General features: G+C 61.5%; 10 protein-coding genes. 6 read left to right on the top strand and 4 right to left on the bottom strand.

What is annotated here, in order from left to right; translation table 11 throughout:
* Positions 1-181: 181 nt before the first annotated feature.
* Both groL and groES read right to left on the bottom strand, forming a co-directional pair.
* Positions 182-1,801: a chaperonin GroEL gene (gene groL, locus EOE18_RS17925; protein ID WP_127712088.1), complete on the bottom strand. Its 1,620-nt coding sequence runs from the start codon at positions 1,799-1,801 to the stop codon at positions 182-184.
* 73 nt (positions 1,802-1,874) lie between these two features.
* Positions 1,875-2,189 carry a co-chaperone GroES gene (gene groES / locus EOE18_RS17920; protein ID WP_127712086.1) on the bottom strand — a complete coding sequence of 105 codons (315 nt, stop codon included), beginning with the start codon at positions 2,187-2,189 and terminating at the stop codon, positions 1,875-1,877.
* Positions 2,190-2,472: 283 nt separating this feature from the next.
* Between groES and EOE18_RS17915 the strand changes: the two genes are divergently transcribed.
* Positions 2,473-2,745, top strand: coding sequence for a protein usg (locus tag EOE18_RS17915; protein ID WP_127712084.1), 273 nt, complete (start codon positions 2,473-2,475; stop codon positions 2,743-2,745).
* A 110-nt stretch (positions 2,746-2,855) separates the two neighbouring features.
* Complete coding sequence (locus tag EOE18_RS17910) at positions 2,856-3,605, top strand: S1C family serine protease (protein WP_246027536.1); 750 nt, start codon at positions 2,856-2,858, stop codon at positions 3,603-3,605.
* A gap of 377 nt (positions 3,606-3,982) precedes the next feature.
* On the opposite strand, the gene EOE18_RS17905 is transcribed toward EOE18_RS17910, so the two are convergent.
* Together EOE18_RS17905 and EOE18_RS17900 are read right to left on the bottom strand one after the other, a co-directional pair.
* The gene (locus tag EOE18_RS17905) at positions 3,983-4,435 is read right to left on the bottom strand and encodes a PaaI family thioesterase (protein ID WP_220446047.1); all 453 of its coding nucleotides are present in this window, start codon (positions 4,433-4,435) and stop codon (positions 3,983-3,985) included.
* A 28-nt stretch (positions 4,436-4,463) separates the two neighbouring features.
* Positions 4,464-5,924: an efflux transporter outer membrane subunit gene (locus EOE18_RS17900; RefSeq protein ID WP_127712078.1), complete on the bottom strand. Its 1,461-nt coding sequence runs from the start codon at positions 5,922-5,924 to the stop codon at positions 4,464-4,466.
* An 89-nt stretch (positions 5,925-6,013) separates the two neighbouring features.
* Between EOE18_RS17900 and EOE18_RS17895 the strand changes: the two genes are divergently transcribed.
* The 4 genes from EOE18_RS17895 to EOE18_RS17880 all read left to right on the top strand — a co-directional run bounded on the left by EOE18_RS17895 (position 6,014) and on the right by EOE18_RS17880 (position 11,584).
* Positions 6,014-6,628 carry a TetR/AcrR family transcriptional regulator gene (locus EOE18_RS17895; RefSeq protein ID WP_127712076.1) on the top strand — a complete coding sequence of 205 codons (615 nt, stop codon included), beginning with the start codon at positions 6,014-6,016 and terminating at the stop codon, positions 6,626-6,628.
* A gap of 72 nt (positions 6,629-6,700) precedes the next feature.
* Entirely contained in the window at positions 6,701-7,774 is a 1,074-nt protein-coding gene (locus tag EOE18_RS17890; protein ID WP_246027535.1) for an efflux RND transporter periplasmic adaptor subunit, read from the top strand.
* Positions 7,771-10,908, top strand: coding sequence for an efflux RND transporter permease subunit (locus tag EOE18_RS17885; RefSeq protein ID WP_127712072.1), 3,138 nt, complete (start codon positions 7,771-7,773; stop codon positions 10,906-10,908). The genes EOE18_RS17890 and EOE18_RS17885 overlap by 4 nt, the downstream gene beginning before the upstream one ends.
* A 280-nt stretch (positions 10,909-11,188) precedes the next feature.
* Entirely contained in the window at positions 11,189-11,584 is a 396-nt protein-coding gene (locus EOE18_RS17880; protein WP_127712070.1) for an SDR family NAD(P)-dependent oxidoreductase, read from the top strand.
* Positions 11,585-11,717 lie beyond the last annotated feature (133 nt).

Here is an 11,717-nt window from a genome sequence, read left to right as displayed (position 1 = left end):
AGTACATCAACGGCTTCTACAACCCACGTAGGCGCCATTCATATCTGGGCGGCATCAGCCCCCTCGCATTCGAGGCCAAGGTGGCATAGTGAGATAGGTGACCGGCACAAAGCCGTTACAAGTCCACGATGGTGCGTAGGTGAGCGGAGCCACCGCATTGCGGCTCCGCTCCTTGTTGGAATCAATAATCCAGCGCCGGGCTGGGCGCAGGCTTGTCCTCCTTGGGCGCGTCGACGATGATCGCTTCGGTGGTGATTAGCAGGCCCGCGACCGATGCCGCGTCTTGCAACGCGGTGCGAACCACCTTGGCCGGGTCGATCACACCTGCGTGAACCAAATCCTCGTACTGGCCGTTGGCGGCGTTGAAGCCTTGGTTGTAATCATCCGATTCCAGCAGCTTGCCAACGATATAAGCACCGTCCTCGCCCGCGTTGTCGGCAATCTGCCGGACAGGCGCACGCAGGGCGCGGCGGATGATGTCGATGCCTGACTGCTGGTCGTCATTGGCCGCCTTCAGCCCTTCGAGCGCCTTGGCTGCCCGCAACAGGGCAATGCCGCCGCCCGGCAGAATGCCCTCCTCCACCGCCGCGCGGGTGGCGTGGAGCGCATCGTCCACGCGGTCCTTCTTTTCCTTGACCTCGACCTCGGTCGCGCCGCCCACGCGGATGACGGCCACGCCGCCCGCCAGCTTGGCCACGCGCTCTTGCAGCTTTTCGCGGTCGTAGTCGCTGGTGGTGGCCTCGATCTGCGCGCGGATCTGGGTGACGCGCGCATCGATTTCGGCCCGCGCGCCCGCGCCATCGACAATGGTGGTGTTGTCCTTGTCGATGATCACCTTTTTGGCGCGGCCCAGCATGGGAACGGTGACATTCTCGAGCTTGGTGCCAAGTTCCTCGCTGACGACATTGCCCTCCGTGAGGATGGCAATGTCTTCCAGCATCGCCTTGCGCCGGTCGCCAAAGCCGGGGGCCTTGACCGCCGCGACCTTTAGCCCGCCGCGCAGCCGGTTGACCACCAGCGTGGCCAGCGCCTCGCCCTCGACATCCTCGGCGATGATCAGCAGCGGGCGGCCCGATTGCACCACCTGCTCCAGCAGCGGGATCATCGCCTGCAGGTTCGAGAGCTTCTTTTCGTGGATCAGGATATAGGGGTCATCCAGTTCCACGCGCAGCTTTTCGGTGTTGGTGACGAAGTAGGGGCTGAGATAGCCGCGGTCGAACTGCATGCCCTCGACCGTCTCCAGCTCGGTCGCGAGGCTCTTGGCCTCCTCGACCGTGATCACGCCTTCATTGCCGACCTTGTCCATCGCCTCGGCCAGAATGCGGCCCACCTCCTCGTCGCCATTGGCCGAGATGGTGGCAACCTGCGCGATTTCGCTGTTGGCGGAAACCTTCTTGGCATGGGTTTCCAGATCGGCGACCACGGCCTTGACGGCCAGGTCGATGCCCCGCTTCAGATCCATCGGGTTCATGCCCGCGCCCACCGCCTTGGCGCCCTCGCGCACAATGGCCTGTGCCAGCACGGTGGCAGTGGTGGTGCCATCGCCGGCCTTGTCATTCTGCTTGTTGGCCACCTCGCGCAGCATTTGCGCGCCCATGTTCTCGAACTTGTCCTTCAGCTCGATTTCCTTGGCAACCGACACACCGTCCTTGGTGATGCGCGGCGCGCCAAAGCTCTTTTCGATGACAACATTGCGCCCCTTGGGGCCGAGCGTCACCTTCACCGCATTGGCCAGAATATCCACACCGCGCAGCATGCGCTCACGCGCCGTGCTCGCGAAAATCACGTCCTTGGCAGCCATGATGGCCTACCTCCTTGTCTATCTGGTTTGGTTTGTCTGGTTTTCGGGGGAACAACCACGTAAGATGGCACCGTCAGGCTGCCTTCTTCAGCTCCGCCGTGGTCTCGATCACACCGAGAATATCGCTCTCCTTCATGATGAGCAGATCCTCTCCGTCGATCTTCACCTCGCTGCCCGACCATTTGCCGAACAGGATGCGATCGCCCGGCTTGACGGCCAGCGCGACCAGTTCCCCGGCCTCGTTGCGAGCGCCGGGCCCAGCGGCGATCACTTCACCTTGCTGGGGCTTTTCCTTGGCAGTGTCGGGGATGATGATGCCGCCGGCCGTCTTTTCCTCGGCCTCGATGCGGCGGACCAGCACGCGGTCGTGCAAGGGTCGGAAATGCATGCATAACCTCCAGTTGCAAAAGCGATGATGGTGTATGCCGCCCCCATGCGCTGGCGGGCGGCGTGGCCAGAATTAGGAAGGGCCATGGGGGCGTTCAAGAGGGCGTCAGAAATTTTTGGCACACTGGCCTGGAGAGTGCCAAAATAACCATAGAATTGAGGTGGTTGTCCGCAAATTCCCGGCTTGACAGGCAAAGGCATTTGCCCACAGTTTTGTGCATTCCAACCCACTTTTGGGAAAGACCGCAAGACAGGCCACGCAAATTCCTCAAGGAGAACCAAGGATGGACAGACACGGCGAAATCGCGCTTCAACTGCAAGGCTATGGCCTTTCAACCGCGGAGGTCAGCTATTTCATGCCGGACTATCCATCGCTGCTTCAGGTGTTTGTCTGGCAGTTTTACGACGAGGCTCCGCAATTCCCCGAACTCAAGCGGTTTCTTGATATGTGGCGGCGCGAGATTGAGGCGGTTGTCCATTCCGTGCGCGTGATGCATGACCGCTTGCTCGGCCCGCGCGTGTGGCACCCCAAAGGCGGGATCATAACCCTGCAATGACCCCTTGAATTTGGCGCCGTGCTGCCCCCATCTGCAAGACCATGTCCATTCCGGTAAAGCGGCCCGCAAAGGCCCCCTTCCCGTCCGGCATTGTCTTGCGAGGTTTGTTCATGACCGGCTGCATCGCCGCGCTCATGCTTTTGTGGAGCGCGATCAACCCTGCACCATCGGCCGATGGCCAGCGCGCCATCACCCCGCGCGGCAATCTGGCCGCCGATGAACAGGCCACCATCACCCTGTTCGAGCGCGCCCGCGGCTCGGTCGTCTCCATCTCCACCCGCCAATATGTCGAGGATGTGTGGACCCGCAATGTCTTCGCGGTGCCGCAGGGGACAGGTTCGGGCATTATCTGGGATGAGGCGGGCCATGTGGTCACCAATTTCCACGTCATCCGCGGCGCGTCCGAGGCCACCATTCGCCTAGCCGATGGCCGCAAGTTCCGTGCTGCACTGGTGAGGGGCAGCCCGGAAAACGACATTGCCGTGCTGAAGATCGGCATTGGCTTGAAGGCCCCCCCGCCCATCCCCATCGGCACAAGCGGCGACCTGAGGGTGGGGCAGAAGGTGTTCGCCATCGGCAACCCCTTCGGTCTCGACTGGACGCTGACGACCGGCATTGTCTCGGCACTGAATCGCACTTTGCAGGATGAGCAGGGCGGCGCCATCGAACATCTGATCCAGACCGATGCCGCGATCAATCCGGGCAATTCCGGCGGCCCGCTGCTCGATTCCGCTGGGCGGCTGATCGGCATGAACACGATGATCTACAGCCCGTCGGGCGCCTCTGCCGGCATCGGCTTTGCCGTGCCAGTTGATCGGCTGAGGCAAATGGTGCCCCGGATCATTCGGGCTGCCAACTGAAGTGAACTTGCATCATCTTCGCCCTCATTGCTGACCTTCAGGGGCCCAGGCTGCGGCGTCGGAACCAGTCGTACGTTCACTGCCATCGCAGCGCAGGGGAATGCCGGGGCTTGGGACAAAACGGTCGCTCGCGACATGACTGCCAATGATGGATTCGGGTAAAGCGGCCGTACGCAAGACACTGTATCGCCATTGACGAGCAGCGAGCCTGTAATCAGCCTAGGCGTTTCATTCTCCGTTCCGGCCCATTTGATCCGCCTTACCAAATAGGTTCACGCTCGCCCAGTGATGAGGCAGTGCCGCAAACTCACGGCACCAACGGTCGAACGTGCGCTTGATTTTCTGGGGTAAGAAAGACCTACGTTGAAGGCTTGCGGCTATTCAGAACGAGATTCTGCTTTTTGCTCAAAGACCAGCAAAGTCGACGAAGCAGTAGCGCATAATTGGCCCTTGCCATTATAGAGCGTTGCCTCGGCAAAGGCGGCGCGCCGACCGATCGACAACAAGCGACCTTCAGCCCGAACCGTCCCGCTGTTGGCGATGAGTGGCCGCAAATAGGAGACTTTGAGTTCCATTGTTGTGTAGCCAAAGCCGGGCCGCAAAGCCGTGTGCACCGCAATGCCGCATGCACTGTCCATTATCGTCGCAACGAAGCCGCCGTGTACCGTCCCCATCGGATTACAGTCACTGCTATCCGGCTTCGCCTCGAACATCGCATGGCCATGATCGGCCTCTACTAGGGCTATGCCCAACTTTTCACCTAGCGGCGGTTGCCTTCCGGCCGCCAAAAGAGTCCTTACCTGCTCAAGGCCACTGGGCGCTTCTGTCATGTTCACTTTCTCCATTTTTGGGCGGGCTTCATCCGGTAGTGAGCGGATTGGCAGGTGGGGTCCATCCTCCGCCCAACGCGCGGAACGAGGCTATCGCTCCACGGGTTGCGGCCGCGCGCGCCTCAATCGCTCCATCTCGGGTCTCCAGCAGGCGTTGATCGGCATCAAGCACTTCGACCAGACTGACCATCCCGCCCTTGTAGGACGCCATCGAAGCGTCGCGCGCCCTTGACAGCGCCGCTTCCCCGCCAACGAGCAAGGCTGCGCGTGCCTCTTGCTGAACCAGTGAAGAGAAAGCATCCTCAACGTCTTGTGATGCCCGCAAGATCGCAAGGCGATAGGCCGCCAAGGCTTCAGCATTTCGTCCCTTTGCAGCGCGGATCTCGGCATCCACTCGGCCAAAATCGAACAGCCGCCAACGCAGGCCCATCACACCGCTTGCCTGTGTTGCCCCGCCCGTGAACAGGCCACCCGATGCCGTCGTGGAAGTACCAACCAGCCCGCCGAGTGAGAATTTGGGGTAATATTCGGCAATGGCCACGCCAATCCCAGCGTTGGAAGCGGCGAGCCTACGTTCCGCCGCAATGATATCGGGGCGACGACGCAAGAGAGCCGCAGGGCCGCCCGCCGTCGCAATCGCGGGAGGCGCAGGGATTGGCGTCTGCGCCGCAAGCTCGCCCCGCGTCGTTCCGGGTTGCAAGCCAATCAGCACGTCCAGCGCATTCATCGCCATGTCGAGTTGATTGACCAGCGCGGGAACAGAGGCATGCACCTGCGCCAAGACCCCTTCCGCCTGGCGCAGCTGCAATTCGGCCGCCACGCCTTTGCGATATTGCAGGGCCACCAGATCAACGAGACGCTGCTGCGTATCAAGTTGGGCGCGGGCTACATCAAGCCGGGCCTGAAGCATGCGGATCGTGACATAAGTGTCAGCAATCTGCGCCGCGACCGACAGGCGCGCGGCCACTGCGCCCGCTTCGCTGGCTTGCCAATCGGCATGCGCGGCATCGCGCGCGGCGTCACGTCCTCCGAACAGGTCAACTTCCCAGCTTGCACCAAGGTCCACCTCGTAGGCCTCCGAGCTACGCTGGAACCCCGGAAAGGCGTTTCCGATCCGGCCGATAGGCGTTTGCAATGACTGGTAATTTTCTCCTGCCTGCCCACTGGCCTGCGCCGAGGGGAGCAAGGCAGAATTGGCATTCTTTAGTGCGGCCCGCGCCTGGAAAACGCGGGCGGCGGCCTGTTGCAGATCGAGATTTTGCGCCAGCCCGCGTTCAACGAGGCTGGTCAGCAGTGGATCGTTGAATGACCGCCACCAGTCAACCAGATCTGCAGTTTGGGTGGCTCCATTGCGCGCGGCGACGGCTGCTTCACCATGATAGGCTGGGGCAAGCGCGGAAACAGGCCGTTCATAGCGGGGGGCAACGGAGCAACCCGCCAGCAACAGGGAGCTGCCAAGGATCGGCAGAATCAAAATCGAAGGCCGCATATTTCCTCACAGCGTCGATAACAACGAGTGACCAATATATTGAATGGTCACTCGTTGTCAATGTGCGGCTCACAAGCTATGAGAGCGTCATGACCAACCCATCCATCGAGACAGCATCACGCGGCCCCGCAGAGCATGCCGTGCGCGACCAGATCATCGCGGCAGCCCATGAATGTTTTGCACGTTACGGTTATGGCAAGACGACCGTTTCCGACCTGGCCAGGGAAATCGGTTTTTCCAAGGCTTACATCTATCGCTTTTTTGAATCCAAACAGGCGATTGGAGAGGCGATTTGCACAGAACGGCTGGATCGCTTGATCGTTGAGGCGCGCACGGCGATTGATTTGGGCGGAAGCGCAACTGAAAAATTCAGACGCATGTTCAAGGCTTTAACGAATCTAAGCCTGCAGCTCTTTTTCGATGATCGAAAAATATACGAGATCGCCGCGCTCTCAGCAGCTGAGCAGTGGGGATCAGCCCAGATCTATAAAGCGACGCTCAAAGCGATGCTGCTCGAGATCGTGAAGGACGGACGCGAAAGTGGTGAGTTTGAGCGTAAGACGCCACTGGACGAAACCTGTCGCGCGATTTTCTATGCGATGATGCCTTTTATCGATCCGCTGCATTTGGAGCGCAATCTGGACTTGTTGCCAGACGCCCAAGTCGAGGTCTGCGGGTTGATTTTGCGGAGCCTCGCCCCATAAGTCGATATGTGACTGCTTGACACATTGGTCACATGGATACACATGGCACCTCTCTCGTCGGAGGAAACGTGTGTGACGAATCGGTATCGCAAATCTGCAATCGCCTTGCTGGCCCTGCCAACACTTGCGCTTTCGGGCTGCCATAGCGCAGACACGGACCCTCGGGCCGAACCGCCGCTCGTGAGGGTGATCGCGCCTGTTCAGGCGGGCGATGCAGCGCATCAATTCACCGGCGTTGTGGCGGCCCGCGTGCAAAGCGATCTGGGCTTTCGCGTCGGCGGTAAAGTGACTGAGCGGCTGGTGCAAGCTGGACAGCATGTGCGGCGAGGCCAACCTCTGATGCGGATCGATTTGACTGATCTTGCGCTGGCTACGCGCGCCGCGCAGGACAATGTTCAGGCAGCAGCAGCGCGCGCAAACCAGACCGCCGCCGATGAGCGGCGTTTGCGCGATCTGGTCGCCGCGGGAGCCATTTCCGCCTCGGCCTATGATCAGGCCAAAGCTGCCGCCGACGCCGCCCGCGCCCAGCTTTCCGCAGCGCAGGCACAGTCTAGCGTGTCGCGTAACGCGGCAAACTATGGCGTACTGCTTGCTGATGCCGATGGCACGGTAGCGGAGACACTGGCCGAGCCGGGCCAGGTGGTGGGCGCCGGCCAGATCGTTCTGCGCCTCGCCCATTCCGGTCCGCGTGAGGCACTGGTGCATCTGCCTGAGACCTTACGCCCTGCCATTGGATCCAGCGCGATGGCGCGCCTGTATGATGGCGCACATGGCACGGCCACCTTGCGCCAGCTTTCCGATGCTGCCGATCCGGCCTCGCGCACGTTTGAGGCACGCTACGTCTTGAGCGGCGCCCCCGTCAAAGCGCCGCTGGGTGCCACGGTCACCATTTCGTTCAGCCAACAAACCCATGCCGGTTCCGCGCAAGTGCCGCTCAGTGCATTGCGCGATATCGGGAAAGGGCCTGGCGTCTGGGTGTTGCGCGCTGGCGCGCAACCTGCGGTGACATGGCGCGCCGTGCATATTGCCACGCTGGCAGAGGAAACCGCGACCATCGATGCTGGGCTCAGGCAGGGCGAGCGCATCGTCGCCATGGGTGCACATAAGCTGCATGAGGGTCAGCCTGTACGGGTGGCGGCACAATGAGCGGCGGATCGAAAACCGGAGGCAGGTTCAACCTCTCCGCACTGGCTGTGCGCGAAAAATCGGTGACGCTGTTCTTCCTGATCGCCATCATTCTGGCTGGGGTCTTTGCTTTCCTGAAACTGGGCCGAGCCGAGGATCCCGGCTTCACGATCAAGGTCATGACCGTGGTCACCGCATGGCCCGGCGCCACCGCGCAGGAAATGCAGGATCAGGTGGCGGAACCGCTGGAAAAGCGGCTTCAGGAATTGCGCTGGTATGACCGCAGCGAGACCTTTACGCGACCGGGGCTTGCCTTCACTACATTGACTCTGCGCGATCAGACCCCGCCCAAGGACGTGCCCGAGCAGTTCTATCAGGCGCGCAAGAAGATTTCGGACGAAACGCGCAAATTGCCGCAAGGCGTAGTCGGCCCCTTTGTCGATGATGAATTCGGCGACGTCAGCTTTGCGCTCTATGCGCTGAAGGCCAAGGGTGTGCCCCAGCGTGACCTGACGCGTGAGGCCGAAAGGCTGCGTCAGCAATTGCTGCATGTCCCCGGCATCGACAAGGTCAAGATATTGGGCGAGCGGCCCGAACGCATCTATGTCGAATTTGCGCAGGAGCGGCTTGCCACGCTGGGCGTTTCGCCGCGCGCGATCTTTGACGCGTTGGCCAAGCAGAACCTGATGACGCCCGCAGGGTCTATCGACAGCAAGGCGCAGCAGGTCGTCGTCCGTCTGGATGGCGCCTTTGATGACCTGTCCAAAATCCGCGACCTGCCCATTGTGGCTGATGGCCGCACCTTGCGCCTGTCCGACATTGCCAAGGTCGAGCGCGGCTATGAAGACCCCGCCACCTTCCTGATCCGCAGCGAGGGCGAACCCGCCCTGATGCTCAGCGTGGTGATGCGCGAGGGTTGGAACGGGCTGGATCTGGGCAAGGCGCTGGCCGCCGAGACTGACAAGATCCGCCAGCAATTGCCGCTGGGCATGACGCTGAGCAATGTGACCGACCAATCGGTCAACATCCATGATGCCGTCGACCAGTTCATGCACACATTCATGGAGGCGCTCATCATCGTGATGATCGTCAGCCTCATCAGCCTTGGCTGGCGCGTGGGGATCGTGGTGGCCGCCGCCGTGCCTTTGACGCTGGCGGTCGTGCTGATGATCATGTGGGCCACCGACCGCGCCTTTGACCGCATCACGCTGGGGGCGCTGATCCTGGCGCTGGGCCTGCTGGTCGATGACGCGATCATTGCCATCGAGATGATGGTGGTGAAGATGGAGGAAGGCTATGACCGCATCCGCGCCTCGGCCTATGCTTGGAGCCATACGGCCGCGCCCATGCTGGCGGGCACGCTGGTCACGGTGATCGGCCTGATGCCGGTGGGCTTTGCCAAGTCCACGGCAGGCGAATATGCGGGCAACATCTTCTGGGTTGTTGGCTTCGCGCTGATCGCCTCATGGTTCGTGGCGGTGATCTTTACGCCCTATATGGGGGTGAAGCTGCTGCCTGCGATCAAGCCGGTGGAGGGCGGGCACGCCGCCATCTATCAGACGCCGCGCTATCAACAGGTGCGCGGCGTCATCGCTTGGGCGGTGCGGCGCAAGAAACTGGTGGCCGGGGCGACCTTTGGGGCGTTTCTGGTCGCGGGTGTTGGTATGGGGCCGGTCAAGAAGCAGTTCTTCCCCACCTCTGACCGGCCCGAATTGCTGGTCGAGGTGCAGATGCCCAAGGGCACCGCGATCGGCCAGACGAGCGAGGCCGCGCGGCAGGTGGAAACATGGCTGCGCAAGCAACCGGAATCGCGCATCGTAACCACTTATGTGGGCCAGGGTGCGCCGCGCTTCTATGTCCCGCTTTCGCCCGAATTGCCCGATCCCTCCTTCGCCAAGATCATCGTGCGCACGGCCAAGGAGGCCGACCGCGATACGCTCAAGCTGCGTCTGAGGCAGGCGGCGGCCGATGGTTTGGCGCCCGCCGCGCGTGTTCGTGCAACGCAATTGGTGTTTGGCCCGCCTTCACCTTTTCCTGTGGCTTTCCGCGTCAACGGACCCGATTTGGCCACGGTACGCACCATCGCGGCACAGGTCCAGGCGGTGATGCAGGCCGATCCTATGATGCGCACGGTCAATGCCGACTGGGGGGACCGCGTTCCTGCACTGCATTTTGTGTTCGATCAGGATCGGTTGCAAGCGCTTGGCCTGACCTCTGGAGATGTGGCGAACCAGTTGCAGTTCCTGCTGTCTGGCGTGACAGTCAGCCAGGCGCGCGAGGATATTCGCACGGTCGATGTCGTGGCGCGTTCGGCGGGCGGCGACCGGCTCGACCCGGCCCGCATCGGCAATTACACGCTGATCGGCGCCCATGGTGAGCGCCTCCCCGTCAGCCAGATCGGCAAGCTGGAGGTCCGCATGGAGGACCCGATCCTGCAACGGCGCGACCGCGTGCCCACCATCACCGTGCGCGGCGACATTGCCGACGGGCTTCAGCCCCCCGATGTCTCCACCGGGATGCTGGCCAAGCTGCAGCCGATCATCAAGAGCCTGCCCGCTGGCTATCGTATCGACATGGCCGGTTCGATCGAGGAAGCCGCCAAGGCCAATGCCGCGCTGGCGCCGATCTTTCCGATCATGATTGCGGCGATGATGATCGTCATCATCCTTCAGGTGCGCAGCCTGTCGGCCATGTGGATCGTGCTGCTCACTGCGCCCCTGGGGGTGATCGGGGTGGTGCCCACCTTGCTCATCACCGGCACGCCCTTTGGCTTCAACGCGATCCTTGGGTTGATCGCACTGGCGGGCATTCTGATGCGCAACACGTTGATCCTGATCGGCCAGATCCGCGACAATCAGGAGGCAGGTATGAGCCCCTATGACTCGGTGGTCGAGGCCACCGTCCAGCGTTCGCGCCCGGTGATCCTGACCGCACTGGCCGCAGTGCTGGCCTTTGTCCCGCTGATCAGTTCGGTGTTCTGGGGTTCGATGGCCATCACGCTGATCGGCGGTACGTTGGGCGGCACGGTTCTCACATTGGTGTTCCTGCCGGCACTTTATTCCCTTTGGTACCGCATCGCACCGCCATCGGGCGAAATTCGCCTCACCCCGTCGTCGTCAGCCACCGGCACTTTGCGTGAGGCAGGCCTCGGATAGCTGGCGATCCCTCGGCTCGGTCATATCAATCAGGAGATGTTTGATGGCAATCTTCGTAAGGCTGCGCACTGCACCGGCTGGCCTCGGACGCAATCTCGATTTGCTCGCATTGGCGCTGGATTAAGATCCGCATGAGGAACAGCGCCGCCGGATCGCAGAACTGGAAGAGCGCCTGTCTCTGATGGAAGCACGGAACACAGCAACTCGCGAACCAGCCGCAAAACTGCCGTCCCCCTTAACACCATCCTGAACCAATACTTGGCTGCAAAAGGAGCCTCCCATGCAAAAGACTGTTCTCATCACCGGCATCTCATCGGGGATCGGCGCCGCGACTGCTGACGCGCTCGCACAAGCAGGATATCGCGTCTTTGGAGGCGCACGCAATCCCGCCAATGTCCGGCCCACATTGGGCGTCGAAGTGGTCGCAATGGACGTATGCGATGACACTCAGGTTCGTTTTGCGGTCGAACATGTTCTTGAGAAAGCTGGCCGCATCGACATCGTCATCAACAACGCGGGCGTTTCACTTGTAGGCCCTGTTGAAGCAGCCAGCGACGGTGAAGCCCAGGCGTTGTTCGACACCAACTTGTTCGGCGCCTGTCCGTCGTCGAAACATTTGGCGCAAAGTTGGTATGTTGGTAACGGAGATATGGCCTCGTCTGGGTTTGGGTTTTAGGCGGCAAGCTTGCGGTGTTGCAAGCGGCGATGTTCGATGGTCTGCTTCTTGATGGCGGCACGCTGGGCGTGGATCTGCCGGTCTCTGCCGAAGTAGGCGTCGGCGGGCGTCACATTGCCCAGACTTTCGTGAT

The sequence above is a fragment of the Novosphingobium umbonatum genome (assembly GCF_004005905.1).
Classification (GTDB): Bacteria; Pseudomonadota; Alphaproteobacteria; order Sphingomonadales; family Sphingomonadaceae; genus Novosphingobium; species Novosphingobium umbonatum.
Note: the sequence above shows the minus strand (reverse complement) of the source record. Positions and strands in the feature narration are given on the sequence as shown.

What these genes read in the sequence shown, in the direction of transcription:
- EOE18_RS17910 (WP_246027536.1), top strand. Translation starts at nt 2,856, where the DNA reads ATGACCGGCTGCATCGCCGCGCTCATGCTTTTGTGGAGCGCGATCAAC.
- EOE18_RS17880 (WP_127712070.1), top strand. Translation starts at nt 11,189, where the DNA reads ATGCAAAAGACTGTTCTCATCACCGGCATCTCATCGGGGATCGGCGCC.
- EOE18_RS17885 (WP_127712072.1), top strand. Translation starts at nt 7,771, where the DNA reads ATGAGCGGCGGATCGAAAACCGGAGGCAGGTTCAACCTCTCCGCACTG.
- EOE18_RS17915 (WP_127712084.1), top strand. Translation starts at nt 2,473, where the DNA reads ATGGACAGACACGGCGAAATCGCGCTTCAACTGCAAGGCTATGGCCTT.
- groL (WP_127712088.1), bottom strand. Translation starts at nt 1,801, where the DNA reads ATGGCTGCCAAGGACGTGATTTTCGCGAGCACGGCGCGTGAGCGCATG.
- EOE18_RS17895 (WP_127712076.1), top strand. Translation starts at nt 6,014, where the DNA reads ATGACCAACCCATCCATCGAGACAGCATCACGCGGCCCCGCAGAGCAT.
- EOE18_RS17905 (WP_220446047.1), bottom strand. Translation starts at nt 4,435, where the DNA reads ATGACAGAAGCGCCCAGTGGCCTTGAGCAGGTAAGGACTCTTTTGGCG.
- EOE18_RS17900 (WP_127712078.1), bottom strand. Translation starts at nt 5,924, where the DNA reads ATGCGGCCTTCGATTTTGATTCTGCCGATCCTTGGCAGCTCCCTGTTG.
- groES (WP_127712086.1), bottom strand. Translation starts at nt 2,189, where the DNA reads ATGCATTTCCGACCCTTGCACGACCGCGTGCTGGTCCGCCGCATCGAG.